This is a genomic window from Rhizobium sp. NPDC092011 (genome assembly GCF_044756305.1).
Classification (GTDB): Bacteria; Pseudomonadota; Alphaproteobacteria; order Rhizobiales; family Rhizobiaceae; genus Rhizobium.
This window is the reverse complement of record NZ_JBIVSO010000004.1, coordinates 39,810-64,197: the sequence shown is the minus strand read 5'-3', so window position 1 is coordinate 64,197 and position 24,388 is coordinate 39,810. Positions and strand designations below refer to the sequence as shown.

Annotated in this window: 26 protein-coding genes; 9 read left to right on the top strand and 17 right to left on the bottom strand. The window is 60.2% G+C overall.

The features are described 5' to 3' along the window. The first annotated feature begins 18 nt into the window (after positions 1-18). Positions 19-447, top strand: a complete 429-nt coding sequence (locus tag ACIQJ2_RS18620) for a GNAT family N-acetyltransferase (protein WP_400674370.1) — start codon at positions 19-21, stop codon at positions 445-447. A 210-nt stretch (positions 448-657) separates the two neighbouring features. Here the strand turns inward: ACIQJ2_RS18620 and ACIQJ2_RS18615 are convergent, their stop codons facing one another. After that, positions 658-1,671 (bottom strand): DUF2125 domain-containing protein, encoded by a 1,014-nt coding sequence (locus ACIQJ2_RS18615; protein WP_400674372.1) that lies wholly within the window; start codon positions 1,669-1,671, stop codon positions 658-660. An 11-nt stretch (positions 1,672-1,682) separates the two neighbouring features. Here ACIQJ2_RS18615 and ACIQJ2_RS18610 point away from each other — a divergent pair, with 11 nt between their 5' ends. Beyond that, positions 1,683-2,255, top strand: coding sequence for a gamma-glutamylcyclotransferase (locus ACIQJ2_RS18610; protein WP_400674375.1), 573 nt, complete (start codon positions 1,683-1,685; stop codon positions 2,253-2,255). Between the two features lie 36 nt (positions 2,256-2,291). On the opposite strand, the gene ACIQJ2_RS18605 is transcribed toward ACIQJ2_RS18610, so the two are convergent. The 4 genes from ACIQJ2_RS18605 to ftsE all read right to left on the bottom strand — a co-directional run bounded on the left by ACIQJ2_RS18605 (position 2,292) and on the right by ftsE (position 5,850). Next, positions 2,292-3,095, bottom strand: a complete 804-nt coding sequence (locus tag ACIQJ2_RS18605) for a 1-acyl-sn-glycerol-3-phosphate acyltransferase (RefSeq protein WP_199147342.1) — start codon at positions 3,093-3,095, stop codon at positions 2,292-2,294. A gap of 267 nt (positions 3,096-3,362) precedes the next feature. Beyond that, entirely contained in the window at positions 3,363-4,085 is a 723-nt protein-coding gene (locus tag ACIQJ2_RS18600) for a YdcF family protein (protein ID WP_400674377.1), read from the bottom strand. Between the two features lie 69 nt (positions 4,086-4,154). Beyond that, entirely contained in the window at positions 4,155-5,198 is a 1,044-nt protein-coding gene (locus ACIQJ2_RS18595; RefSeq protein ID WP_400674380.1) for a cell division protein FtsX, read from the bottom strand. After that, on the bottom strand, positions 5,191-5,850 hold the full coding sequence (gene ftsE, locus ACIQJ2_RS18590; protein WP_015341323.1) for a cell division ATP-binding protein FtsE: 660 nt from the start codon (positions 5,848-5,850) through the stop codon (positions 5,191-5,193). The genes ACIQJ2_RS18595 and ftsE overlap by 8 nt, the downstream gene beginning before the upstream one ends. Before the next feature lie 210 nt (positions 5,851-6,060). Here ftsE and ACIQJ2_RS18585 point away from each other — a divergent pair, with 210 nt between their 5' ends. The 3 genes from ACIQJ2_RS18585 (at position 6,061) to ACIQJ2_RS18575 (ending at position 8,103) form a co-directional block, all read left to right on the top strand. Continuing rightward, positions 6,061-6,732, top strand: a complete 672-nt coding sequence (locus ACIQJ2_RS18585; protein WP_400674383.1) for an FxLYD domain-containing protein — start codon at positions 6,061-6,063, stop codon at positions 6,730-6,732. Between the two features lie 200 nt (positions 6,733-6,932). Further along, on the top strand, positions 6,933-7,478 hold the full coding sequence (gene hpt / locus ACIQJ2_RS18580) for a hypoxanthine phosphoribosyltransferase (RefSeq protein ID WP_199147348.1): 546 nt from the start codon (positions 6,933-6,935) through the stop codon (positions 7,476-7,478). Between the two features lie 265 nt (positions 7,479-7,743). Next, positions 7,744-8,103 (top strand): response regulator, encoded by a 360-nt coding sequence (locus ACIQJ2_RS18575; RefSeq protein ID WP_113332370.1) that lies wholly within the window; start codon positions 7,744-7,746, stop codon positions 8,101-8,103. A 116-nt stretch (positions 8,104-8,219) separates the two neighbouring features. On the opposite strand, the gene ACIQJ2_RS18570 is transcribed toward ACIQJ2_RS18575, so the two are convergent. From ACIQJ2_RS18570 to argH, 4 genes are all read right to left on the bottom strand, one after another. Next, positions 8,220-10,934, bottom strand: coding sequence for a TIGR02302 family protein (locus ACIQJ2_RS18570; protein ID WP_400674387.1), 2,715 nt, complete (start codon positions 10,932-10,934; stop codon positions 8,220-8,222). A 315-nt stretch (positions 10,935-11,249) separates the two neighbouring features. Then, positions 11,250-12,521: a diaminopimelate decarboxylase gene (lysA, locus tag ACIQJ2_RS18565; RefSeq protein ID WP_400674390.1), complete on the bottom strand. Its 1,272-nt coding sequence runs from the start codon at positions 12,519-12,521 to the stop codon at positions 11,250-11,252. A 13-nt stretch (positions 12,522-12,534) separates the two neighbouring features. Further along, a complete protein-coding gene (locus ACIQJ2_RS18560; RefSeq protein WP_199147355.1) occupies positions 12,535-12,729 on the bottom strand; it encodes a lipoprotein in 195 nt (64 codons plus the stop codon). A gap of 313 nt (positions 12,730-13,042) precedes the next feature. Then, on the bottom strand, positions 13,043-14,443 hold the full coding sequence (gene argH, locus ACIQJ2_RS18555) for an argininosuccinate lyase (RefSeq protein WP_199147357.1): 1,401 nt from the start codon (positions 14,441-14,443) through the stop codon (positions 13,043-13,045). Positions 14,444-14,466: 23 nt separating this feature from the next. Between argH and ACIQJ2_RS18550 the strand changes: the two genes are divergently transcribed. Further along, entirely contained in the window at positions 14,467-15,132 is a 666-nt protein-coding gene (locus tag ACIQJ2_RS18550) for a TlpA family protein disulfide reductase (RefSeq protein WP_400674393.1), read from the top strand. A gap of 21 nt (positions 15,133-15,153) precedes the next feature. Here ACIQJ2_RS18550 and ACIQJ2_RS18545 read toward each other — a convergent pair whose 3' ends face one another. The 7 genes from ACIQJ2_RS18545 to ACIQJ2_RS18515 all read right to left on the bottom strand — a co-directional run bounded on the left by ACIQJ2_RS18545 (position 15,154) and on the right by ACIQJ2_RS18515 (position 20,961). Beyond that, positions 15,154-16,068, bottom strand: a complete 915-nt coding sequence (locus tag ACIQJ2_RS18545; RefSeq protein ID WP_400674395.1) for a hypothetical protein — start codon at positions 16,066-16,068, stop codon at positions 15,154-15,156. A gap of 117 nt (positions 16,069-16,185) precedes the next feature. After that, the gene (locus tag ACIQJ2_RS18540) at positions 16,186-17,064 is read right to left on the bottom strand and encodes a 3-hydroxybutyryl-CoA dehydrogenase (protein WP_199147363.1); all 879 of its coding nucleotides are present in this window, start codon (positions 17,062-17,064) and stop codon (positions 16,186-16,188) included. Between the two features lie 148 nt (positions 17,065-17,212). Further along, on the bottom strand, positions 17,213-18,142 hold the full coding sequence (locus ACIQJ2_RS18535; protein ID WP_400674397.1) for an electron transfer flavoprotein subunit alpha/FixB family protein: 930 nt from the start codon (positions 18,140-18,142) through the stop codon (positions 17,213-17,215). A gap of 27 nt (positions 18,143-18,169) precedes the next feature. Continuing rightward, positions 18,170-18,919 carry an electron transfer flavoprotein subunit beta/FixA family protein gene (locus ACIQJ2_RS18530; RefSeq protein WP_400674399.1) on the bottom strand — a complete coding sequence of 250 codons (750 nt, stop codon included), beginning with the start codon at positions 18,917-18,919 and terminating at the stop codon, positions 18,170-18,172. Between the two features lie 196 nt (positions 18,920-19,115). Beyond that, positions 19,116-19,694: a cob(I)yrinic acid a,c-diamide adenosyltransferase gene (locus ACIQJ2_RS18525; protein WP_400674402.1), complete on the bottom strand. Its 579-nt coding sequence runs from the start codon at positions 19,692-19,694 to the stop codon at positions 19,116-19,118. Positions 19,695-19,806: 112 nt separating this feature from the next. Beyond that, positions 19,807-20,010, bottom strand: a complete 204-nt coding sequence (locus tag ACIQJ2_RS18520; protein WP_047630776.1) for a twin transmembrane helix small protein — start codon at positions 20,008-20,010, stop codon at positions 19,807-19,809. Positions 20,011-20,127: 117 nt separating this feature from the next. Next, positions 20,128-20,961 (bottom strand): SDR family oxidoreductase, encoded by an 834-nt coding sequence (locus tag ACIQJ2_RS18515; RefSeq protein ID WP_400674405.1) that lies wholly within the window; start codon positions 20,959-20,961, stop codon positions 20,128-20,130. Between the two features lie 98 nt (positions 20,962-21,059). On the opposite strand from ACIQJ2_RS18515, the gene ACIQJ2_RS18510 reads away from it, so the two are divergent. Continuing rightward, complete coding sequence (locus tag ACIQJ2_RS18510; protein ID WP_199150200.1) at positions 21,060-21,986, top strand: YihY/virulence factor BrkB family protein; 927 nt, start codon at positions 21,060-21,062, stop codon at positions 21,984-21,986. Here ACIQJ2_RS18510 and gluQRS read toward each other — a convergent pair. After that, positions 21,951-22,832: a tRNA glutamyl-Q(34) synthetase GluQRS gene (gene gluQRS / locus ACIQJ2_RS18505; RefSeq protein ID WP_400674409.1), complete on the bottom strand. Its 882-nt coding sequence runs from the start codon at positions 22,830-22,832 to the stop codon at positions 21,951-21,953. The two genes, ACIQJ2_RS18510 and gluQRS, sit on opposite strands and share 36 nt — an antisense overlap. Positions 22,833-22,875: 43 nt before the next feature. On the opposite strand from gluQRS, the gene ACIQJ2_RS18500 reads away from it, so the two are divergent. Then, positions 22,876-23,520: a DNA-3-methyladenine glycosylase family protein gene (locus ACIQJ2_RS18500; protein ID WP_400674411.1), complete on the top strand. Its 645-nt coding sequence runs from the start codon at positions 22,876-22,878 to the stop codon at positions 23,518-23,520. Positions 23,521-23,631: 111 nt separating this feature from the next. Continuing rightward, on the top strand, positions 23,632-24,189 hold the full coding sequence (locus ACIQJ2_RS18495) for an HNH endonuclease (RefSeq protein ID WP_004118063.1): 558 nt from the start codon (positions 23,632-23,634) through the stop codon (positions 24,187-24,189). Positions 24,190-24,388 lie beyond the last annotated feature (199 nt).

The following is a 24,388-nucleotide window of genomic DNA, read 5'->3' as shown; positions in this document are numbered from 1 at the left end:
TACGATGGAGGGGCGCTCATGATCGTCAGACGCGGGCGCTCCGAAGATCTGTCTTGGCTCATCGAGCACGACGATGCGAGCGAGGATTGGATCACGCGCTGCATCCAGTTCGAGGAATATTTTGTCGCCGAGCAGGATGGTACGCTTCTCGGCTTCCTGCGGTTCAGCCGCTTCTGGGGCAAGATACCCTACATGGACATGATCCGCGTGCTGCCCTCGCTGCAGCGTTCCGGCGCGGGGACTGCTCTCTTTCGGGTCTGGGAAAGCGCCATGATCGAAGAGGGCGCACAGCATCTGATGACGTCAAGCGAGTGGGCGGAAGCCGATCCTCAGGCCTGGCATCGTCGCAATGGCTTCAAGGCGGCCGGCAGCATCGATTTTCGCTTCGCCCAGCCGAGCCCAGAGATATTTTTCCTGAAAGACATCTCAGGCACGCCCGAGGCTTAAAGCGCGTCGCGATCTCTAAGATTCGCTTCACGCGCTTTAGCTCTTTGATTTCACGCATGTCGTAGCAGGAAAAACCGCTGCACACTTTTGCGCGACATGCTCTAGAGCGTTCGCGCTTTTTCTTGACCTGCGGAAACGCTCCATCCTCTTGTTTCTCAGGCATTCCGGACGGAAGATCGCGGCGGGCTTTTTCTGAAAATATTCCGGACTTCAGATCGGCGGAATCTTGCCGAGCGGAATGAAGCCGCTGAGCGAGAGACGACCGCGATCGGCAGTCAGGTCGACGGAGACCTTGTCGGCGCCGCTGGCCAGAGCCTTCAGCATCTTGGTGGCCGTCTTGATGATGTTCTTGGCGGCAGGCAGCGTCGTGCTCAGGCTATCGCCCCAGGGGCCGATCTGGTTGATCTCCAGCTTGAACTGGCCGGACAAAAATCCGTCCTCGTCGAAATTGAAGGGGCCGGAGAGCGTCATGACGCGGCCGTCGCCGATGTCGATGACGGCCTGGTGCAGGACGCCCGCAGTGCCGTGAAGGCCCTCGCGATCGCTGCCGTCGAGCAATCCCGCCTTGCCCGACAGAGTCACGTTGGCGCTGGTCGAAGCGGTCGGCAGCGTCTGCGGGAAGTCCTTGATGACTGCATTGGCATTCTCGATGCCGATTGCGAAATCCAGGTCGTCGCCGTTCTGGCTGGCATGCATTTCGGTGTGGGCGGCAGTCACATTGGCGCTCTGGCCGGTGAAGGACGAGACGATGCCCGCCTTAAGACCATCGATGACGGTCTGGCTTTGCGCGACGCCCCGGCCCTTGGCGACGAGGTTCGATTGCAGGGTGGTCCATTCGGCCGAAACCGTCAGGCCCTCGGTCGTCCGCAATTCTGCCGGCGACTTGAGGCTCCAGCTGACGTGGTTAGGCTGGAAGACCGGTGCGGATGCGCTCAGCGTGTCGAAATTGGCGGAGACGCCGCGGGTCTGGTTGTCGACCGTGACTGTGTCGCAGGTCAACCCGATGGAGAAGGGGAAGCCGTTGAAGGCCATGTTCTCGCATTTGCCTGCTATACCGGCGCTGTTCTGCTGGCCGAGCGCCTTCAGAACGTTGGATCTTACGAAGCCGGTCGCGTAATACCATCCCCCGGTATAGAGCGCGGCGAGGACGACCAACAGACCGAGCAGGACGAGCCAAAGGCGTTTGCCTCGGCCGGTTGCTACGCTCTGGCTTGACGCTGCCATGTTGTTCTCCAATGGTTGGACTGAAGCTTCACAGTGATTTGGCGTTGGATATGGACGAATTTTGGGTATTTGGCTACGGATCCCTCATGTGGAATCCGGGCTTTGGTTATGACGAGAGGGCCGAGGCCCTTATTTTCGGTTATCGTCGTTCGCTCTGCGTCCGTTCCTGGGTCCATCGCGGCACCGAGGAGAGCCCCGGTCTGGTGCTTGGCCTCGATCGCGGAGGCTCCTGCCGCGGCATAGCATTTCGCGTTCCAGCCCCCGCCTGGGACGAGGTGATCGCCTATCTGCGCGAGCGCGAACTCGTTACGAACGTCTATCTGGAAAAGATGCTGCCGATCCGGCTTGGCGATGGGCGGCGGGTTACTGCCGTCGCTTATGTCGTCGACCGAACCCACAGGCAATATGCCGGGGCGCTGGATGCGGTCGAGGCGGCCCATGTCGTCGAATCGGCCAGCGGCCAGTCTGGTCCGAACGATGCCTATGTCTTCAATACGCTGACGCATCTGCGTGAGATGGGCATTCGCGACCAATGGCTTGAGCATGTCGTCGACGAAGTGCAACGGATGCGGGAAGCATCCTGATCCGTCGCTCTTTCGCGTGGTGCCAAAGCAAAGGACTTAAACAGCCGCTGCGGCCACCTTCGCCTTGCCAATTTCAGCCAGCCGCTTGGCAGCGGTCGGCGGGACCGGCAGATGTGGGTTGTTTGCAATGGTTTCGACCAGCAATTCGTCGCTTGCCCTTTCCGTCTCCTCGATCAGCCTCGCGAAGAAGACATCCGGATCCAGGCCGGGCTCGATCGGCGGCAGGATGCGCACTTTGAGGTGGCCGGGATATTTGCGGAAGGTGCGGCGCGGCCAGAACAAGCCGGGATGCATGGCAACCATGACGACGGGAATTCCGAGGTCGCGATACATGCGTGCGATGCCGTATTTGTAGACCGGCTCGGCACCCGGGGGGCGGCGCGTGCCCTCGGGATAGATGATGAGCTGGCGACCCGTGGCAAGCTCTTCGCGCGTCCTCTTCAGAACATCGAACATCACCTTGCCGCGCGCGCTGCGATCCACCGGGATCATGCGCTGCTTTCCGGCATACCAGCCGAATAGCGGGATCCACATCAGCTCGCGCTTGAGGATGTAGACGGGGTCGTCGAGATAGGGGAGCAGCGCGAAAGTGTCCCAGAAGGACTGGTGCTTGGGCGCGAAGATGTAGCTGCCCTTCGGAATGTTCTCGAGGCCCTCGATCTCGAAAGTCGTGCCGACGATCTTTTCCATCAGCCAGGTGCTGGACTTCGCCCATGCCTTGGGAATTGCGTAGGCCGCCTTGCGCGGCATGAGGAAATAGATGGGCGTCAAAACGATCATGCGAATGATCAGATTGGCATAAAAGGCTACGTTGAACAGGATCGAACGCAATGTAATCATCGAGGCTTTCCCAATGCACCGGCCAGAGCGTGATGCCGAAAAGTGTAAGCGGTTTTCGGACAACACCACGCTCTATCTATTTGATGCTAGAGCCAGCATCCGAAGGTTTGCCTACACGATTACGGCGTCAATAAAAAGTCGGTGCTTGCGCGGTTTCGCGTCTTCACGCGCACCGCTTTCCTCCTACTGGCTCAGATCGTTCGAGATTCTCAATTTCACGCTACGGTGATCGTCGCGGAGCCGCCGTATATTTCGTGGCAGCAAGCTCTAATCGTCGTCGTCGAGCGGCTGTCGCGACCGCAAGCCAGTCGGCCGTCCAAGGCCGGTCAGGTTACGGGCCCCGGCGAGAAGGACCTTGGCATATTCCGAGATCATGGTGCGCAGCGCGTTGGGATCCGTGAACCAGTTTTTCGTTTTCAGGTCGGAGTTGACGACGGGATAGGGAATGAAATCGGTCGATGGGTCGACATATTTCAATTCCGCCAGACTGCGGGGCATGTGGTAGTTGTTCGTCACCACGAGGATGCTCTTGTAGCCCCTGGCGTGGATCCACTTTGCCGCTTCGCGGGCATTGCCGATGGTGTCGAGCGCATCATAGCCGATGTCGACGCAGCAGCTGAACAGATCGACCGAGCTTTGCGTCAGCTTGCGGATCTGGGACGGCGTCGTGGTCGGATGCACGCCTGAGATCAGCAAGCGGTTGCCGGCGCCGGAACGCAGCAACTCTACCGCCTGATCGATGCGCTGGTAACCGCCCGTCAGCACGACGATGCCATCCGCCTTGGGATCCAGCGGCGGCTTCAGGGTGGTGATCGAATCGACAAAGTGCAGGAAGCCGCCGAAAATGATGGCGACGAAGAAAATGAAGGCGAAGCCTCCCCAGCGCAAAAGACGGCGGATCAGGCTACGCCGCACGGGCCTGTCGCTGCGGAAGCGTTCCCGCAACGGCTGCGAACTCACGGTCTTGCGAGTCGTCAGATCCATGCTCATGATTCGTTATTATACGACAATTGCGGCAAGGAACGGGCTGCCGATCCGCAAAAAATCATCACTGCGTTATCAATTCTGCACACTGTCTGATCTGCCGGGGTCAGAACGGATCAGATCGATCTCGTAAATCGTGCGCATCACGGTAAAACGCGCCGTCAGCGTCGTGAGCAGTGCGATGACGATCATGGTCGCGAGAATGCCGAGATAGCCGAGCGCGCCGACCGAAAACGTGCCGAAAAGAGCGGTCGCCTGATCGGTCTGCGGCGTGGCGATCGTGCGGCTTTGCAGGAAGCCGGCGCTGGCGAAGAAGAGGGCTGCGAGCGCGCTGCCGGCCGCCGACCCCTTGAGGCTGATCTTCAGGAAATGCTTCTGGAATTCGGTTGCGACGAAGGTGCCTTCGGCGCCGACAAAGTGCAGCACCTCGACGATGTGCCGATTGCCCGACAATGCTCCGCGCGTGGCGAAGACCACGGTCAGGACCATGGCCGTGAAGACAAGCAGCAAAACACCGGTGCCGATGAGAACGGTGGTATGTGCCATGGAGACGAGACGGTCGACCCAGGTGCGATGGTCGTCCAACGTCGCCTGCGGGATCTGCGCCTTGAGCAGGCTGCGCATGGCCTCGAAATCAGGCGGGTGCGTCTCGTCGATGGTAATGATGACGAGGCGGGGGACAGGCAGCTCCTTGATATCGAGGCCGGCGCCGAGCCAAGGCTCGAGAAGGCGGGCGGTGGCGGCTTCGTCGACGATCTGGCCCGACTTGGTGCCGACGAAGCTGAGCGCGATATCGCGGGCGCTGGCCAGCGCCTTGTCCATATCGAGATTGTCGTCCGGCTTGATCTGGATCGTGATCTCCCGGGAGATCTGGCTTTCCCAGCTGGCGGCCGTTGCGCGCACCATGCTGACTGCGCCGAGCGTCAGGCAGGCGAGGAAGGCCATGATGGCGATGACGACGATCAGCGCGTTGCCCTGGATATTGGAGGAGGGCACGATCGGTCCGGTCGGCCGTACGCGCATCTCCGGACGCTTGCGCTCCGGCGGCTGGCCGGTCGACGCCTGCTGCTGCGGAGCTTTTGCGTTCGGTGTGTTCCTGCGGGGCGCTTGCTCAGTCATAGATATCGAGATGCCCTCCCGACAGGATCATGCGCCTGGCCTCGATCTGGTCCATCAGAGCGAGGTCGTGCGTGGCAATGACAACGGCCGTGCCGAGACGATTGAGCTCCAGAAACAGGTTGAGCAGGCGGCGCGCCATTGGCGGGTCGACGTTGCCCGTGGGCTCGTCCGCCAGGAGGATTTCCGGACGGTCGATGAGTGCGCGGGCAATGGCGGCGCGCTGCTTCTCGCCGCCCGAGAGTACCGGCGGCAGCACGTTGATGCGCTCGCCGAGGCCGACCCATTTGAGCAGTTCGAGCACGTCGGTGCGGTAGGAGCTCTCGTCCTTGCCGCGCACGCGCAGGGGAAGGGCGACGTTTTCATAGGTGGTCAGATGCTCGAGCAGCCGGAAATCCTGAAAGACGATGCCGACACGGCGGCGCAGCAGCGGCAGCTCGTTGCGCGGGATCGACGAGATTTCCCGGTCGAACATGCGGATCAGCCCACGGGTCGGCTGCAGCGACATGAACAGCAGCCGCAGCAGCGTCGTCTTGCCGGCGCCGGAGGGGCCGGTCAGGAACTGGAACGATTTTCGCGGAATGTCGAAGCTCAGGTCGCGGAGGATTTCCGGACCCATGCCGTAGCGCAAACCAACGTTCTCAAAGTGAATCAACGGGCAGTCCAGTCTTCCGCGGTGTTCAATCAGGCGACTTGTTAACCACTGGCGTTAACAGCCGGTAAATTTTTCTGGAAAGGCGCCCGATTCATGGCGATCTTTGCGAAGCATTAACCAATAAAATTTACGACTGGGCGGGATTCGTTTCAATGCCCAGATTAGGAATGGGCGTCGAAACCATGTGGATCGCCGAAACGGGAGACCATCATGGGCGCTTTTCGCCACCGTCAGCAGCGGGCGGAGCTGGTTTATGACCTCATCCCGCCAGAGCGTGGAGCGAGTTCGGGCCAGGCACACCGCCTTGCGCCGAAGCCGGATATTGTCGATGCCGAGTTTGTAACCGTATCGGGTGGCCGTAGCCGGGGCGCCTCTGCCGGCGTCAACATGCGCTATGAGCGCCCAGCTGGAACAAGGCCGCAGTTGCGGAAGACCCGTTCGAACGGACTTTCTCGTGTGCTGGCTGGGTTTCGATTTATCGAGAATGTTCTGCAGCAGGCGTCGCGGCGTAGTTTCGTCGCCCTGATTGTTTCTCTCGCGATATTGATCTTCGGTCTTTCCGGCGGATTTTCCGGCCTCTCGGGCGCACCCGTCGACATGACGGGAGAGCCGCTGCAATTCTCGCATGTGACGCTGACGCCGCGGGACGAGAATGGGCTTCGTGTGCTCGCGCTGAACGGCATCATTGAGAACGTCAGCGGCGCGACGCTGTCCGTTCCGCAGGTCCGCGCCAATCTTTTTGCTGGCGATCAGCTGGTGAGGAGCGTCGTCGTCAACGTGTCGATCGGGCGGCTCGCGCCGCATGAAAGCCGCGGATTTTCGACGCGGTTGCAGCACCCCGGCGGAAAAACACCGGATGTTCGGCTCACATTCATGCCTTGAAACATGATGCCGAACTGCGTCGTCGGCTTTCGAGTAACATCATGTTTTACGCCTTCGAATCAGGCGCAGATTTGGATTTTAGGTCGAATCGACCCAAAATCATCCGACTCTGGGGGTGTGTCGTGCTTGCTGATTGTGCTACGGGCTAGAGCTTGATAGCGGCGGACGAGTGCCGCAGCAGCAATGGAGCATGCCAATCAATGCCTGTCGTACGCGGGAAGAATATCGAGCCGCTTTTCACTGCCGAGCAGATTGCCGAGCGCAATCATGTCATGGCGAGGGAAATCGCCAGCGGACCGACGAAGGATCTCCTCGTCATTGCAGTCCTCAAGGGTTCCTTCATTTTCGCGGCCGATCTGTTGCGCGCGTTGCATGAGACCGGGCTTGCCCCGGAGGTCGAATTCATTACCCTTTCGAGCTACGGCGCCGGCACGACCTCGCAGGGTGTCCGCATCGTCAAGGACATCGACAGCGATGTGAAGGATCGTGACGTTCTGCTGATCGACGATATTCTGGAATCGGGCCGCACGCTGCGCTTCGCCAAGGAACTGCTCTATGAGCGCGGTGCTCGCCACGTCAGCCTCGCAGTCCTGCTCGATAAGAGCGTCAAGCGCCAGGAAGAGCTGGAGGCCGATTATGTCGGCTTCGAATGCCCGGACTATTTCGTTGTCGGCTATGGCATGGATGTGGCCTACGCCTTCCGCGAGCTGCCCTTCGTCGGCGTTGTCACGGGCGATGCCGTCTAAAACAATTTCAGCCTGAACGCTCAGCGCTATTCCGCATGGAATCGCCTGAAGACAATCGGATCGAGCGGTTCGGAACCTCTGGGAGGAGCCGAGCCGCTTTCGTTGTTCAGCGTTAATGCAGACGGCTGCCGCAGCTGTTCCATTCTGCTCCAATGATGACGACTCGTTAACCACGGAGCCTAATCGTCCCCCCGTCGTTTACCTATCGCAAACGGAATTCTGGTGATTTCGGTCGCGGAACATGACGGACCAGGAGCATAGGGCCATGGCAAAAATTCTGATCACGGAAGACGAAGATTCGCTTCGCACCTTCGTCGCACGCGCATTGCGCCTGGACGGCCACGAGACCGAAGAGGCGGCCGATGGCGCCGAAGGTTTGGAAAAGCTGAAGGAGGGTGGCTACGACCTGCTTCTCTCGGATATCCGCATGCCCGTCATGGACGGCATCGAGCTTGCACACCAGGCTCATTCGACCTGCCCGGGAATGAAGATCCTGCTGATGACCGGCTATGCCGAGCAGCGCGAACGTGCCGACGATCTCATGGAAAAAATCGTCGATGTCGTCGCCAAGCCGTTTGCTTTACCGGACATCCGTAAGGCCGTCGCACGCGCATTGGCCGCCTAGAGCGGCCAAGCTTCGAAGCGCTGATCCGTCCCGGCGCTTCGCATTCTTTCAGGTCCAGACAGAGGAAAACCGTCACACACGGTCTCTGGAAATGCTCCAAGCCGTTCCGGCTTGTCCTACTGCCCCAGATTCAGCAGTCGTTCGAGATAGCGTCGTTCATCGCTCAGGGTTGGATTGTTACTCAACCGCTCGCGAATGGCATCGAGAATTTCGCGGGCGCGCTGCGCATCGATGATCTTCGGCACCATGTCTCTGTCAGTCTGATCCATGGGGCCATCCAGTGGCCGGCCCAGCGGGTCGCGGCCGTTCTGGCCCTTTGGCCCCGGCATCTGCCCTTGCCCCTGACCTTGCCCCTGCTGCTGCATTTGCGCCATGAGCTGGTTCATCATGTCCCGGGTGCCCTTGCGCAAGGCGTCCAGTGCGCGCCCCTGGCCCTGTAAGGCGCCTTCGCCGTTGCCCTCGGTCAGCTGGCCTGAGGCGCCCTTCATTTCTTGTTGTGCCTTGCCGTAATTCTGGTTCGGCTTCATGCCCAGCGATCCCAGGTTCTTCTGGAGTTCGCCGAGCTGTTTAGCGAGGTCGTCCTGCTGCTGGCGCAGCTGCTTCAGCGCATCGCGCAGCTGATCGGCCGTCATGCCGTCGGTCGGGTCGTTACCCTTCTGGCCCTTCGGATTTTGCCCTTGCTGTGGATCCTGTTGAGCCTGGTCCCGTTGACCCATGTCCGGTCGCGATTGATCGCCGAGATTGGGCAGTGGCTGGTCCATCAAGCCATCGCCGTCCTCGTTGGAATCGCCGCGCTGCATGCGGTCGCGCATGGCCTGATCGAGCTTGAAAGTCTGGTCCATCAGCTTCTGCTGATCGCGCATGATGCGGCCGAGCTTATCCATCTGCTCGCGCATCTTATCGTTTGCCTGGTTCTGCTGCTGTTGCCCGGGCTGCGGCTTGCCGGCCTGCAGGCTGTTCATCAGTTGCTGCAGCTCCGAAAGCATCTGCTGCGCCGCCTGGCGATCGCCGGAGCGGGCAAGGTTCTCGATCTGGTCCATCATGCGCTGCAGGTCCTGCTGGCGCAGGATATTGGCGGAGCGCTGGTTGGGCTGGGCCGGCATGTTACGCATGCGCTCGGCCAATTCCTTCATGTAGGCGTTCATCGCCTTGCGCAGTTCGTCGGTCAGCTTCTTGATCTCTACGTCGGAAGCATTGCGCTGCAGGGCATCGGAGAGCTTTTGCTGGGCGTCGCGGAGCGCCTTTTCCGCATCGGTCAGCTGCGCATCTTCCATGCCGAGTGCAATCTGCCAGAGATAGTCTGCCGTGTCCTTCAGCGATGCCTGATCATACGCGAGCTTCATCCGCGTCAGCGCGGATTTGATCGCCAGGAAATTACCGAGATCGGGAATGGCTTCTTCCGGGCGAATGGTCAGCGATTTGTTGAGCTCGATCGCCTCCGGCATCTTGCGGGTATCGAGCGCGAAGACCTGACGCTCTTCGGCGACGGCGGCTGCCAGCGGCTGACTGAAGTTGCGTGACGGCAGGACCATTTCATAGGGCGCGCTGCGCCCCGTCTGTCCGGCTCCGTCCTTGGCGACAAGCGTGATGCGGACGCGCTTGCCGGCAAGCGGATCTTGCGTGAGGTCGTGGCTGGCGAGACCCTTGCCGTTGCGGCGGTCGCGGCGCGGGACATCAAGCTTGTATTCGGGCAAGCCGTAGAGCGGGGTGGCGGCAGCGTCGGGATCGACCGGCACGATTTCGGCATGGGCTTCCTCGACGCCATAATCGTCCTTGACCCGGAAGCCAAGTTCGAGTGCGCCGCTGGCGGCGGCGTGCGGAATGCCGTCAAAGGTAATTTCCGGCGGTTTGTCGACCACCACATTGAAGGACCAGGACTTGCCGTTGACGGTCAGCGCTCCGGCCTTCTCCAGCTTCAGGACATGGGTACGGGAGATCATGCCGGCAGCGGCAGGGGAATTGGCATTGCCAGAGGCAGCCGGTTGCGCGGCAGCGGGTGCTGCCGCCTGGTTGTCGGCCTCGGCCACCTGTTCCGGCACCTCGACACCCTTGTCGGTGCCTGCTGCCTGGAACAGGACTTTTTCATCCGCGGAAGTGCCGGTCACGCGCACCGTCAGTTCGGAGAATTGCGGCACGTTGAGATTATCGCTCGCAGTGGCGACGTTGCCGGTCAGGTAGACCGGCGCCTCGCCCGTATAATAGGGCGGTGTAACCCATGCGTCGACGCGGACATCCGGATTGTTCGACATGGAAGCCGGGGGCGTGAAGATATCGCTCAAAGAGCCGCCGCTGTTCGACATGGAAAAGCTGAAGGCCGTCACCAGCAGCAGAGCCGGAATGGCGCGCAGGGCAAAACGGTCGTAGCGGGCAATATCCGGCCGCGGGAGGCCGGCATCGAGTGCGGCGATGCGCTCCGCCATGCGGGTTTGGTGTTCGCGCCAAAGCGCACGGGCGAAGGGGGTATCGAGCGCCGGCTCGTCTTCCTGCACGGTAACGGGCTGATGCGCGAGGCCGTTGCGTTCCTCCAGAAGCCGGTCGGCTTCGGCGATCGTCGGCCGGCGCAGGTGGCGCAGCGGATTGAGGGAGAAAGCGAAGCCGACAACGAAGACGGCAAGGAGCAAGAAGCGCAGGATATCCGGAGCGGTGCGGAAAATGCCGAACCACGCGGCAGAGAGGAACAGCGCAAGAATGGAGGCCGGAAGCAAAAGCTTGGGTAGAAGCTGCTCCGAGATCAGCACGATCTGGGCAAGCAGACGCTTGATCGCAACCATGCGCGCCAGCGCCGGACGGCTGGCGAAAGCACCCTTCTTTGGGTTGCTAGGGCTGGTCATCGGTCCGGTTTTCTCCCGATCTGACGTTGATGGCTATTCCAACGTATTGTTTGTTTATGCATTCCGGACGGAAACCGCTACGCACCTTTCCTGGAAATGCTCAATTTGCCCGTTGACTATGGCCGGACGTCCCACACGTCCATGCTCTTGGTGCCCGGCGAGACACCAATCGAACAACGATAACATTCTTTGTGGCGAAGACGAGGGCAAGCGGCATCAAATGCTGTTTTTTCACCCGACTTCGCTGAAATGTGACCGTTCCGGCGGAGGCGTACAAGCCGGTCTTTCGCCGCCTGAACTGGCGGCGCAAGTCGATTATCCCTCGAGCCAGGCGGGAATCGAATCGAGCGCGATCAACTCTTCATAGGTGCCGCGCGGACGGATGACATGGAACTCGCCACCCTTGACCAGCACTTCCGGCACGAGAAGCCGGCTGTTGTAGGTGCCGGCCTGCACGGCTCCGTAGGCGCCGCCGGAACTGACGGCGAGGAGGTCGCCGGGCTTCGGCATGGCCATATCGCGGTCGAGCGCCAGATAGTCGCCGGTTTCGCACACCGGACCGACGACGTCGGCCTTGACGCGCGGCGTATTGCCATCGCCGAGCGCAACCGGGCGGATCTCGTGATAGGCCTCGTAGAGCGTCGGGCGGATCAGGTCGTTCATCGCGCCGTCGACGATGACGAAGCTCTTGCTGCCCGCATCCTTCACGTAGATGACCTCGGTCACGAGAAGGCCGGCATTGCCGACGATCAGGCGGCCCGGCTCCGTAACGATCCGGCAATTGAGGCCGCGCAGCTGGTTCTTGACGATTTCAGCATAGGCTTCCGGCAGTGGCGGCGGATTGTTGTCGTCGCGATAGGGGATGCCGAGGCCGCCGCCGATATCGACGTGATGGATATCGTGGCCATCGCCGCGCAGCGTTTCCACGAGATCGCGCAGCAGCTTGAAAGCGTCGTCGAAAGGCTGCAGCTCGGTGATCTGGCTGCCGATATGCATATCGATGCCGGTGACCTTGATGCCCGGCAGGCTGGCGGCGCGATTATAGACGTCGCGCGCGCGCTCCCAGGAAATGCCGAACTTGTTTTCCTTCTTGCCGGTCGAAATCTTCGCATGCGTGCGGGCATCGACATCGGGGTTGATGCGGAAGGAGACGGGGGCCACTTTGCCGGCGCGGACGGCGCGCTGGTTCAGCACTTCCAGTTCGGGCTCGGATTCGACGTTGAAGCAGTAGATGCCGGCTTCGAGCGCCACGTCCATTTCTTGCGCCGTTTTGCCGACGCCGGAAAACATGATGCGGCTTGCGGGGATTCCTGCCGCCAATGCACGGCGCAGCTCGCCCACGGAAACCACGTCGACACCGGCACCGAGGCGGCCGAGCGTCTTCAGCACCGCCTGATTGGAGTTGGCTTTCATGGCGTAGCACACCATGGCGTCGACATCGTCGAAGGCTTCGGAGAAGACCCGATAGTGTCGCTCCAATGTCGCGGTCGAGTAGACATAGAACGGGGTGCCGACCGCCTTGGCGATCTCTGGAACCGGGACATCCTCAGCGTAGAGGATGCCGTCACGATACTGAAAATGGTTCACGGTCGACGCCTAATTAGAGAAGCGGATCGAGGAAGAACTTCTTATCTTCGACACCTGGCTGTTTGGTCGGCTTGCTGCTATCGCCGCCCTTCGTCGCATGAACACTCGGCGGGTCGAGATCGCCTTTGCGGCCACATCCGACAACGGCAAGGCCGATGACCGAAAATACGACGGTCAGGCGGATGATATGCGGCATGTTGATCTGCATCGAAATCCTCTTGGGCGACCAGAGCATGATGCCGAAAAGTGTAAACGGTTTTCGGTCAACATCATGCTCTACTAACTTAATTCTGGAGCCGGTCGATTTGCGGTCGAATAGACCGAAAATCGTCCGGCTCCAGGGCGAAAGTTACTCTTCTTAGCGAAGTTTCCGCGTCTTGTGCACCCTGATTGTTTGAGTGCGGTTTCGGTACAGCATCGGCCCGAAAATCGGAATCGATTTTCGGAGAGCCTGATGCGTAGATTCAAATAGATAGAGCGTCTTTGGTGTCTCCGAAAAGAAGCGCGGCGCTCTAGTCTTTTCAGTTGCGAGCGCGCCAGAAGGCAATCTGCTTGCGCACTTCGGAAGGCGCCGTGCCGCCGAAGCTCTTGCGGCTGGCGACCGAAGCCTCGACCGTCAGGACATCGAAGATCTTGTCGGTGATATCGGGATGGATCGCCTGCAGGTCGCCGAGCGAAAGCTCGGCCAGCTCGCAGGATTTGCTTTCTGCGAGTGCCACGGCGCGTCCCGTGACGTGGTGAGCGTCACGGAAGGGCAGGCCCGCTTCGCGCACCAGCCAGTCGGCAAGGTCGGTAGCGGTCGAATAGCCGGAGCCGGCGGCAGCCTTCATGCGGGCAGTGTTGATCGTCAGGTCGCGCACCATGCCGGTCATGGCGGCGATGGCGAGTTCAAGGCTTTCTGCGGCGTCGAAGACCTGTTCCTTGTCTTCCTGCATGTCCTTGGAGTAGGCGAGCGGTAGGCCCTTCATGATGGTCAGGAGCGCTACCAGCGAGCCGTTGATGCGACCGGTCTTGGCGCGAACGAGCTCGGCTGCATCGGGGTTTTTCTTCTGTGGCATGATGGAGGAGCCGGTGGAGAAGGCGTCCGACAGGCGTACGAAGCCAAATTGCGGCGTCGACCAGATGACGATCTCTTCGGCGAGCCGCGACAGATGCATGCCTGATATCGCGGCGATCGACAGGAATTCGATGGCGAAATCGCGGTCGGAGACGGTGTCGATCGAGTTGCGGGTCGGCTCGCGGAAGCCGAGCGCCTTGGCCGTCATGTGACGGTCGATCGGGAAGCCGGTGCCGGCAAGGGCCGCAGCACCAATCGGGGATTCATCCATATGCTCGATGGCGTGGCGCACGCGCGAACGGTCCCGGCCGAACATTTCGACATAGGCCATGCAATGATGACCGAAGGTGACCGGCTGCGCCGTCTGCAGATGGGTGAAGCCCGGCATGACGGTTTCGGCATGTTCCTCGGCGCGGTCGAGGAAGGCTGCGATCAGCTCGGTCAGCGCCTGCTCGCACTTCTGCAGCTCTTCCTTCACCCAGAGACGGAAATCGAGCGCCACCTGGTCATTGCGCGAGCGGGCCGTGTGCAGTCGGCCGGCGGCCGGACCGATGAGGGTCGCAAGCCGCGCCTCGATGTTCATGTGGATGTCTTCGAGGCGACGCGAGAATTCGAAATTACCGCTTTCGATCTCTGACAGGATCGTGTTCAGCCCGTGAACGATCTTGTCTTTATCCTCTGTCGAAATGATGCCTTGATGGGCGAGCATGCCGGCATGCGCGATTGAGCCGCGGATGTCCTGTGCAAACAGCTTCTTGTCGAAACCGATCGAGGCATTTATCTCCTCCATGATCGCCGCGGGGCCGGAAGCGAAACGTCCGCCCCACATCTGGTTGGAGGATTTGGTGTCCGTGCCGTCAGTCATGAGATGCCCACCTGGAGAATGAAATGACAGCAAAGAAGCCGTTCGGTCTGCCGTCCATGAAACTTGTTCTGTTTGCCGCCGTCGCTGGGGTTATTGCCGGCGCGGCAGCGGTATACGTGAAGGAGGCGGGGTATGGCAATGGCATTGGTGAAACGGCCTCTGCCGATCAATGTGCGGCTGCCAAGGATCGCGGCGCTGCGCTGACGCCTTTCACCAAGGGCCAGGTCGCGGCGATGAGCGCTCCGCCCGCACCGGTCTCGCTCCGAGACATCGCCTTCAAGGGGCCGGAAGGGCAGCCGTTGACGGTCGCGAGCTTCGCCGGCAAGACCCTGCTGTTGAATGTCTGGGCGACATGGTGTGTGCCATGCCGCGAAGAAATGCCGGCGTTGAACGCACTTGAGAAAAGCGTCGGAGGCGACAAGTTCGAAGTGGTTGCCGTCAACATCGATACCGGCGATGAAGAGAAAACCAAAGCGTTCCGCACGGAATATGCCATCGACAAGCTCGGCCACTATCGCGACAACACCATGGGCGTGTTCAACGTACTGAAGAAGCAGGGACTGGCCTTTGGCCTCCCAGTGACGTTGCTCGTCGACGACAAGGGATGCCTGATTTCGGCGATGAACGGCCCAGCTGCCTGGGATAGCGATGATGCCAAGACGCTGGTGAAGGCCGCCGCGGGAATTTGATACCCGAAGCTCCGATGTCGACTACTGATTGCCGTGTAGGTAATCGCTTCCATAGTCGCTAAATTGACTGTTTATTTCGCGCCGGCCCCAGACGAGATAGCCGGGAATTTGGCGTGAATGCTTGCGCTGCAAATTGGCCACTGCTGTGATCTCCGCGGCAAATTGCGTTCGCGTCAATCCCGGGCCTTCACCTTTGTCGAAACTCTTGGTTTGCGCTGATATCGCAAACCAAACGGGACGATCATAATGGTGCGCTTCCAGAGCTGACCAGATGCCGTTTACCGAACTGGCGCGATACGCCTGTGGCGAAATCCAATCGCTGCCCTTCAACAATGTACTGTGGCTATTGAGATAGGTCTCTGCAACGCTTAATCCGAGCTGGCTGCGAGGAGATATCTCTCTTGTCATCGCAACGAGCTTTGCTTCCGCCTGCTGCGGAGTGATAAGCGATTTACAAGATTTGCCGAGCGCCTTCTGAAAGCCATCGGTCCAATTCGCTTCCATATCATATTCGATATCGACGGGTTTCTCTGCGTCTCGGGCTATCAGAAGTGGGCCATGAGCGAGGGAATCAAGATAGGTTTTCGTCGTAACCCAAGGGCTGATCGTCAGTGCGACACTAAACCCGGAGGACTGCAGCGCCGCTACGAATTTGCCCGCTCTTTCCCGATTCCAGTCACTGCTGTAAGCGAATGTCTGGTCGCATTGGACGTCGCGTTGCGTCCTAGGTTGGTCATTCAGCCAGATGTGAACCCGTTTCACGCCCATGGCCTTCAGGTCGGCGAGAGCTGCATCAGGATTGTCGAGAGACGCGCCGTCCAGGCCGTAGTTCCAACTATAATCCCAATAAATCCCCCGGTCTGGGAGTAAGGTTCCGGCGTATGAGCTGCTTGTAAGAAGTACATAGGTAAGAAGGAAATAAAATATACCGCGCATATCGAATCTCCGACATTCTTCTAGCGCTATATATTCTCAGTTTGAAGCAAAAAGCCATGCTCTCTGTGAAAGGTTCAAGTCTTTCACAGAGAGCATGGCTTTTCTATCGCGTCACCCTCAGCGCGTCGGAACGGGTACTTCGCCGCGGTAGTCGTAGAAGCCGCGGCCGGATTTGCGGCCGAGCCAGCCAGCTTCGACATATTTTACCAGGAGAGGGCAAGGGCGGTACTTGGAGTCCGCGAGCCCGTCATGCAGCACCTGCATGATCGACAGGCAAGTGTCGAGGCCGATGAAGTCGGCGAGCTGCAGCGGTCCCATCGGATGATTGGCACCGAGCCGCATCGCGGTGTCGATGGCGTCGACGGTGCCGACACCTTCATAAAGCGTGTAGATCGCTTCGTTGATCATCGGCAGCAGGATGCGGTTGACGATGAAGGCCGGGAAGTCTTCGGCGACTGTGATCGTCTTTTCCAGCGAGCTGACATATTCCTTGGCAGTCGAGAAGGTCGTTTCGTCCGTCGCGATACCGCGCACAAGCTCCACGAGCTTCATCACCGGAACCGGGTTCATGAAGTGGATGCCCATGAAGCGCTCCGGTCGATCGGTGGCGGAGGCAAGGCGGGTGATCGACAGCGACGACGTGTTGGTGGCAAGCAGCGCTTCGGGCTTCAGCACAGGGCAGACCTGCGAGTAGATCTTGCGCTTGACGCTTTCATCTTCGGTTGCAGCCTCGATGGCCAGGTCGACCTGGGCGAGATCGTTGAGATCGTTCGATCCGCTGATGCGAGCAAGTGCTGCCTTGCGGTCCTCGTCGCTGGTCTTGCCGGAGGTGACCTGCCGGGCAAGGTTGCCGTTAATGGTGGCAAGCCCGCTCTCGATACGGTCCTGGGACATATCGTAGATGTGGACCTTGTAGCCGGCCATGGCGGACACGTGGGCGATCCCGCAGCCCATCTGGCCCGCGCCAATAATACCGATCGTCTTCAGCGAACTCATTGCCAACTCCCCGGCGGCGCGCTTTCTGGCGGTGCGCTATGCTCTTAACTCAAATTTGCCGGGCCATTTCTAGCCCGGCAAAGATTGATAGACCTATAAGAGACGATTTTCCAGTCTCTCGCAACTGCGAGAAAAATAATCGGCGCGATCAAAGCGCCTTTTGCAGTTCTGGCAGTGCTTCGAAGAGGTCGGCGACGAGGCCATAGTCGGCGATCTGGAAGATCGGGGCTTCCTCGTCCTTGTTGATGGCGACGATGACCTTCGAGTCCTTCATGCCGGCCAGGTGCTGGATGGCGCCGGAAATGCCGCAGGCGATGTAGAGCTGCGGTGCCACCACCTTGCCGGTCTGGCCCACCTGCCAGTCGTTCGGCGCATAGCCGGCATCGACGGCTGCGCGCGAGGCGCCGACGGCAGCACCGAGCTTGTCGGCGACGGGCAGGATGACTTCCTTGAACTTCTCGGCAGAACCGAGCGCACGGCCGCCCGAGATGATGATCTTGGCGGAGGTCAGTTCCGGACGATCCGATGTCGACAGTGCATCGCCGACGAAGGAGGACAGCGCCGGGTCGGCCACCGCCGATACGCTCTCGATTGCCGCATTGCCGCTTGTATCCGCCGCCGCAAAGGAGGCCGTGCGTACGGTGATGACCTTCTTGGCCTCGGTCGACTGCACGGTCTGGATGGCATTGCCGGCATAGATCGGCCGCTTGAAAGTATCGGCCGAAACCACCTCGATGATCTCGGAGATCTGGGCGACGTCGAGCAGGGCGGCAACGCGCGGCAGCACGTTCTTGCCGACCGAAGTGGCCGCACCGAGGATGGTGTCGTAGGAACCGGCAAGCGATACGATCAGCGCCGCCAAGGGCTCGGCCAGATTGTTGGCAAGGCTTGCATCCTCGGCAACCAGCACCTTGGAGACGCCGGCAAGCTTGGCAGCCTGTTCGGCCGCAGCCTTGGCACCGGCACCTGCCACCAGCACATGCACATCGCCGCCGATCTTGGCAGCAGCCGTCAGCGCCTTGGCGGTCTGGTCGGAGAGGTGGGCATTGTCGTGATCAGCCAGAAGAAGAATGGCCATGATATCTAACTCCTCGTTCGGACTGGATTACAGGACGCCAGCTTCGGTCTTGAGCTTTTCGACGAGCTCGGCAACCGACTTGACCTTGACGCCAGCCTTGCGGCCGCCGGGCTCCTCCGTCTTCAGCACCTTCAGACGCGGCTCGGTGGAGACGCCGAAATCGGCCGGCGACTTCTTGTCGAGCGGCTTCTTCTTCGCCTTCATGATGTTCGGCAGCGAGGCGTAGCGCGGCTCGTTCAAGCGAAGGTCCGTGGTGACAACGGCCGGCAGCTTGACCTCGATGGTCTGCAGGCCGCCGTCGACTTCGCGGGTCACCTTGGCCTTGCCGTCACCGATCTCGATCTTGGAGGCGAAGGTTGCCTGCGCCGTGCCGAGCAGTGCCGCCAGCATCTGGCCGGTCTGGTTGCTATCGTCGTCGATCGCCTGCTTGCCGACGATGATGAGGCCCGGCTGTTCGGCATCCGCAACACCCTTGAGGATCTTGGCAACAGCCAGCGGCTCGACGACATCGTCGGTTTCCACGAGAATGGCGCGATCCGCACCCATGGCGAGCGCCGTGCGCAGCGTTTCCTCGGCCTTGGCAGGTCCGATCGATACCACCACCACTTCCTCGGCCTTGCCCGCTTCCTTCAGACGCAGCGCCTCTTCGACCGAAATCTCGTCGAACGGGTTCATCGACATCTTTACGTTCGACAGCTCAACGCCAGATCCATCCGGCTTCACGCGGATCTTAACGTTGTAGTCAACAACCCGCTTAACTGGCACCAGTATCTTCATGGAATCCTTCCTTCAACATGACCGCCCGAGAGCATGCGCTGTTTAGCGCCACTCCATTTGTCGAATGGCGACATGGATACGCGTTTTTTTCCCAATTACAACGCTTCCAGGCCGCAGAGAGACGAATTGCCCCAAAGGCATAAATAACGTTTACGTTAACGTCAATATAAATGCTTCGGGAGAGCAATGCCGGTCGCTACCGATTCTGGCCGGGAACCCAGAGCACATCGGCACGTCCGCCATCATTGGCATGGCGCGCGGCGACGAACAGGAAATCCGAGAGGCGGTTGATGTATTTCAGCGCCGCCGGGCTGACCTTTTCGCCTTCGCTGCGCGAAAGCGCCACCATCAGGCGCTCGCCACGTCGCGCAATCGTACGGGCAAGGTGCAGATGGGCCGATGCCGCGCTTCCTGCGGGAAGAACGAAAGACCTCAGAGGCTCAAGATCTGCATTTAGCAGATCGATGTCGCGCTCGATGCGCTCGACTTGATGATCGACGATGCGCAGGGGCTCATAGGCCGGCGGCTCGTCAGTTTCAGGGGTCGAGAGATCGGCGCCAAGATCGAAGAGATCGTTCTGGATGCGCATCAGCATGGCGTCGAGATCGGGCATATCGGCCGTATGCAGTCGCGCAACGCCGATGGCGGAATTGGTTTCGTCGATGGTGCCATAGCTTTCGACGCGCAGATCGTGTTTCGGCCGCCTTGGACCGGAGACGAGGCCAGTCGTGCCGTCATCGCCGGTTTTGGTATAGATCTTGTTGAGCTTGACCATCGTCTTCCTGTGGCTAAAGCCTTTCGTTTTTCTTCGGATCGCGAAACGCTCTAGCCTTCTGTTTTCTCGCAATTTCGGACGGAAAACCGCAATACACTTGTCCTGAAATTGCTTAGGCCGGGCGACCGCCGCCCGTCAGCCACAGCGTCAGCATGATCAGGATCACCGCGACCGCCTGCAGCAGAACGCGCAGCTGCATCAGCCGGTTCGAAAGGTTGGGATTGTCGCCTTTCATCATGTTCAGCAAGCCGCGAACGAGTACGATCGCGACGAGGCCCATGACAATGATGGCGGCAACATAAGTAACGGTCGACATGGATCCTCCACCCTTGTCTTCGGAGCAGCTAAGCCTTTCACGAAAGCTCGAGGCTGCACTCAATTTTCGTTTCCGAGCAATCCCGAATGGAAAACGCTCTGCATTTTCCCGGTTGCTCTAATCCAGCCGGCGCATCAGACGATAGAAAAGGTTAGCCGGCAATAGCCTTTTCAAGAGAACGCCCTGCTTGGCGGGCGTCGTCACCAGATAGTGTGGGCGCGGGTTCTTCACGTTCAGGGCCGATTTTAGCACATCATAGACTGCTTCGGGGCCTAATTTGTGTTTGCTGATCGGCCCGGAGCCATCCAGCCGCCTGAGTTGCCTGCGGTATTCCACCGCATGCGCCGAGCCTTCCAAGTCGATGTGCTCGTGGATCTTCGCCAGCGCATTGGCGGTGAAGCGCGTCGCGATCGGGCCGGGCTCGATGAGACTCACATGAATGCCGCTGTCCTGCAGTTCCATCCTGAGCGTGATCGTCAACCCCTCAAGAGCGAACTTGGAGGCGGTATAGGCGCCGCGGAAGCGATAGGGGATCAATCCGAGAATGGACGAGCAATTGACGATGCGGCCATGGCCCTGCCTGCGCATCAGCGGAATGATCTGGCGCGTCAGCTCATGCCAGCCGAAAAAATTGGTTTCGAACTGTTCGCGCAGCACGTCTGTCGTCAAATCCTCGACGGCGCCAGTCTGGCCATAGGCGCCGTTGTTGAAAAGGGCGTCGATACGATCGCCAGTGCGCTCCCGCACGGTGGCAACGGTTGCGGAAATGGTTTCCGGCTTGCTGTAGTCGAGGAGCAGCGCTTCGATGCCGTCGGCTTCGAGGGGAGCGAGGTCGGCTTCCTTGCGCACGGTTGCAAAGACACGCCATCCGTCAGCCTTGAGCGCCCGCGCGCAATAGGCGCCGATTCCGGAGGAGCAACCAGTTACCAGGATAATGCGTTGTTCCGTCATGGGATGATTCCTGTACAAAGCAGGTCTCGTTTCCCATATTCAGGAACCCGATACAATCGACAACCGGCAGGTGAGCGCCGACGTCAAGCGGAGATGGAATGCCGACAGCCCTGCGGACGACTTACAAGGTAATCTACGACGCGGTGTTTCACTTCGTCGAGGATGACGGGTTCGCCATGGCGAGCCATGTGGCGCTTTCGACGTTGCTGGCGGTTTTCCCCTTTCTGATCTTCGGCACGGCCCTGGCAAGCTTTCTTGGCGCCAGTCAGTTTTCGTCAACGGCGGTGCATCTGATTTTCGACACCTGGCCCGAAGCGATCGCCAAACCTTTGGCCGATCAGGTGGTACAGGTTCTGACCATTCCGCGTGGCGGCCTTCTGACGATCTCCGTGCTTGCGGCCGCCTATTTCGCCTCGAACGGTGTCGAGGCGCTGCGAATCTCGCTCAATCGCGCCTATCGTGTCCCTGAAACCAGGCCGTGGTATTTCAACCGCCTTGCCAGCCTTGGCTATGTTCTGATCGCGGTGCTGATCTTCGCCATTCTCAGTATCCTGCTGGTCGCGGTGCCGCTGGCGCTCAACTACACCCGGCAATGGGTGCCGAAGCTGGCCGATATTCTCGACATCGTCTTCAGCTGGCGGATCTACGGCACGATCTTCCTGCTTCTGGCGGGACTGATGATCCTGCATCTGTGGCTTGCGGCCGGGCGTCGCCGGCTGCTCGACGTCATTCCCGGTGTGGTGCTGACGCTGGTTTTCTGGTCGATCGGCGCCCTGCTGTTCGCCTATTATCTCTCGACCTTCGCCAACTACACCGCCACCTATGCCGGTCTGGCGTCGGTGATGATCGTGCTGATCTTCCTTTACATGCTCGCGGTGATCTTCATCATGGGCGCGGAAATCAATGCTGCATTGATGAAGTTTCGCGTGCGCCGCCTGCTGTTCGGCAAGACCGCGAGCCGAGCGGCAACGCCGGTTGAATCTTCCGAGTCAGAGGCCGATGCGGCGGCGAAGCTCCGCCGGTGAGAGGCCCTGCTGACGCCATTCGCCAATGCCGATGTCGCCCATGCTCTTCGACAGCTTCTTGCCATCGCTGCCGAGAAGAAGGCGGTGATGATGATAGAGCGGTTCCGGCAGGCCAAGCAGCCTCTGCAGCAGGCGATGGATCGATGTGGCGTGAAAGAGGTCGAGCCCGCGCACGACATGGGTAATGCCCTGCACGGCGTCGTCGACAACGACCGAAAGATGGTAGCTGGAGGGGGCATCGGAGCGTGACAGCACAACATCGCCCCAGGCAGCCGGGTCGGCACAGATAGCGCCCGTCTCGCCATCGCCGCTCTCGTGCCAATGGAGCGGGTCGCCTATTGCCGCCATCGCTTTTTTCATGTCCAGACGCCAGGCGTGTTTCATGCCCGATGCCAGCAGGCGCTGCCGCTCGGCATCGCTACGGTCACGGTCGTCGGGTGGATAGAGCGGCGTGCCGTCTGGATCGCGCGGCCATGGGCTGCCGCCTGCTTCGAACGTGGCGACCCGTGCCTTGACCTCGCCGCGGGTCAGGAAGGCGGGATAGACGAGACCGCGCTCGACGAGCGTCTGCAGCGCTCGCTGATAGGCCGGAAAATGTTCGGACTGACGCCGCACCGGCTCCTGCCAATGGAGGCCAAGCCAGGAAAGATCGGCATAAATCCCCGTCTCGAAATCGGGTGTGCAGCGCGCCTGATCTATGTCTTCGATGCGCAGCAGGAAATCGCCGCCGGCTTTTGCGGCCATCTCGTGGTTGAGAATGGCTGAGAGCGCATGGCCGAGATGCAGCGAGCCGTTCGGGCTCGGGGCAAAGCGGAATTTCGGCTTTTGACGGAGAATCTCGATCATGCTTTCTTCTGCCACGAAATCGAGTCGGGGACTACGAGACGCCATGCAGATCATACGCGACGAGCGCGACATCGAACGGGGGCTGACTGCGCTATTGGAGCTTGATCCGCGCCTGCGGCAGGTTGCCGCAGAGGCGGGCGCGTTGCCGCTGCGGCTGCGTGAGCCGGGCTTCGAAGGGCTTGCTCACATCATCGTTTCCCAGGTCGTCTCCCGCGCCAGCGCCGATGCGATCTGGGGGAAGATGATCGCCGGGATGGGACAGGTGACGGCCGAAGGCTATATCAGCCTGGAGCCGGAGGCGTGGCGAAGCTTCGGCCTCTCGCGAATCAAGCACGATACGCTGGCGCGCGTTGCCGAGGCCGTAGCCGCCAGCCATCTCGATCTGCATGCGCTCAGCGCCGAATCACCGGAAAAGGCGCTTGCCGAGCTGACATCGATCAAGGGAATCGGTCCCTGGACGGCTGAGGTCTACCTCATGTTCTGCGGCGGTCACGCAGATGTGTTTCCGGCCGGCGATGTGGCCCTGCAGGCGGCCGTCGGCATGGCGTTTGGTCACGAAGTCAGGCCCGTTGCCAAGGCAGTTGCCCGGGAAGCCGCGGTTTGGGCGCCCTGGCGCTCGGTCGCGGCCCGACTTTTCTGGGCCTATTATGCCGTGAAAACACGGCGCGATGCGCTGCCTATAGTTTAATCGGCAGTCCTGGCGGATTAGCCTCTATGCACTGAATTTATTGGACTTCACAATCCTGTAACAACCGGCCTAATATACAGGTGTAGATGCCGAATCGATCAGGAGGGTTCCTTGACGATTGCAGTCTCCCCGCAGTCCTTGCCGGCGCTCGTCCTGAACGCTGACTACAGACCGCTGAGTTACTATCCCTTGTCGCTCTGGTCCTGGCAGGACGCGATCAAGGCGGTCTTCCTTGACCGTGTGAATATCATTGCAGAATACGATCACAGCGTTTCGTCGCCGAGCTTCTCGATGCGGCTGCCGAGCGTCGTCTGCCTGAAAACATACGTGCAGCCGTCTCGCAATCCAGCCTTCACCCGGTTCAACGTCTTCCTGCGCGACCGGTTCGAATGCCAATATTGCGGCTCGCATGACGACCTGACCTTCGATCACGTCATCCCGCGCGCCCATGGTGGCGAGACGACCTGGGAAAACGTGGTCGCGGCCTGCTCGCCGTGCAACCTGCGCAAAGGCAGCAAGCTGCCGAAGCAGGCCGGCATGTTCCCGGCGCAGAAGCCATATCAGCCGAGCGTTCAGGACCTGCACAATAACGGCCGCCTGTTCCCGCCGAACTACCTGCACGACAGCTGGCTCGACTATCTCTACTGGGATTCGGAACTGCAGCCGTAAAGATGGTCGCCTACCGGTGTCGGCGGCCGCAACAAGCGTGGCGCCAGGCGCAGCCTCCTCGCATCAGGGAGGACCGGCAAGCCGCGCTGTCTGCTCACCCGAACCAATATCCCATCCGTTGACACTATTGCGTTGCCGGTTTCAGGCGGTGAGGTGTCGTCAATCGGTCCCCGCCTTTCGTGCGGCGAGCCGCAAGCCG

Bases quoted from the DNA above. Each gene is read 5' to 3' on its own strand.
- ACIQJ2_RS18615 (WP_400674372.1), bottom strand. From the start codon at position 1,671: ATGGCAGCGTCAAGCCAGAGCGTAGCAACCGGCCGAGGCAAACGCCTT.
- ACIQJ2_RS18515 (WP_400674405.1), bottom strand. From the start codon at position 20,961: ATGACGGAACAACGCATTATCCTGGTAACTGGTTGCTCCTCCGGAATC.
- ACIQJ2_RS18500 (WP_400674411.1), top strand. From the start codon at position 22,876: ATGCAGATCATACGCGACGAGCGCGACATCGAACGGGGGCTGACTGCG.
- ACIQJ2_RS18510 (WP_199150200.1), top strand. From the start codon at position 21,060: ATGCCGACAGCCCTGCGGACGACTTACAAGGTAATCTACGACGCGGTG.
- ACIQJ2_RS18605 (WP_199147342.1), bottom strand. From the start codon at position 3,095: ATGATTACATTGCGTTCGATCCTGTTCAACGTAGCCTTTTATGCCAAT.
- ACIQJ2_RS18550 (WP_400674393.1), top strand. From the start codon at position 14,467: ATGACAGCAAAGAAGCCGTTCGGTCTGCCGTCCATGAAACTTGTTCTG.
- ACIQJ2_RS18560 (WP_199147355.1), bottom strand. From the start codon at position 12,729: ATGCAGATCAACATGCCGCATATCATCCGCCTGACCGTCGTATTTTCG.
- ACIQJ2_RS18620 (WP_400674370.1), top strand. From the start codon at position 19: ATGATCGTCAGACGCGGGCGCTCCGAAGATCTGTCTTGGCTCATCGAG.
- argH (WP_199147357.1), bottom strand. From the start codon at position 14,443: ATGACTGACGGCACGGACACCAAATCCTCCAACCAGATGTGGGGCGGA.
- gluQRS (WP_400674409.1), bottom strand. From the start codon at position 22,832: ATGATCGAGATTCTCCGTCAAAAGCCGAAATTCCGCTTTGCCCCGAGC.
- ACIQJ2_RS18570 (WP_400674387.1), bottom strand. From the start codon at position 10,934: ATGACCAGCCCTAGCAACCCAAAGAAGGGTGCTTTCGCCAGCCGTCCG.
- ACIQJ2_RS18540 (WP_199147363.1), bottom strand. From the start codon at position 17,064: ATGAGTTCGCTGAAGACGATCGGTATTATTGGCGCGGGCCAGATGGGC.
- ACIQJ2_RS18530 (WP_400674399.1), bottom strand. From the start codon at position 18,919: ATGAAGATACTGGTGCCAGTTAAGCGGGTTGTTGACTACAACGTTAAG.
- ACIQJ2_RS18595 (WP_400674380.1), bottom strand. From the start codon at position 5,198: ATGACTGAGCAAGCGCCCCGCAGGAACACACCGAACGCAAAAGCTCCG.
- ACIQJ2_RS18610 (WP_400674375.1), top strand. From the start codon at position 1,683: ATGGTTGGACTGAAGCTTCACAGTGATTTGGCGTTGGATATGGACGAA.
- ACIQJ2_RS18545 (WP_400674395.1), bottom strand. From the start codon at position 16,068: ATGCGCGGTATATTTTATTTCCTTCTTACCTATGTACTTCTTACAAGC.
- ACIQJ2_RS18575 (WP_113332370.1), top strand. From the start codon at position 7,744: ATGGCAAAAATTCTGATCACGGAAGACGAAGATTCGCTTCGCACCTTC.
- ACIQJ2_RS18525 (WP_400674402.1), bottom strand. From the start codon at position 19,694: ATGGTCAAGCTCAACAAGATCTATACCAAAACCGGCGATGACGGCACG.
- ACIQJ2_RS18520 (WP_047630776.1), bottom strand. From the start codon at position 20,010: ATGTCGACCGTTACTTATGTTGCCGCCATCATTGTCATGGGCCTCGTC.
- ACIQJ2_RS18535 (WP_400674397.1), bottom strand. From the start codon at position 18,142: ATGGCCATTCTTCTTCTGGCTGATCACGACAATGCCCACCTCTCCGAC.
- ACIQJ2_RS18585 (WP_400674383.1), top strand. From the start codon at position 6,061: ATGGGCGCTTTTCGCCACCGTCAGCAGCGGGCGGAGCTGGTTTATGAC.
- hpt (WP_199147348.1), top strand. From the start codon at position 6,933: ATGCCTGTCGTACGCGGGAAGAATATCGAGCCGCTTTTCACTGCCGAG.
- ACIQJ2_RS18600 (WP_400674377.1), bottom strand. From the start codon at position 4,085: ATGAGCATGGATCTGACGACTCGCAAGACCGTGAGTTCGCAGCCGTTG.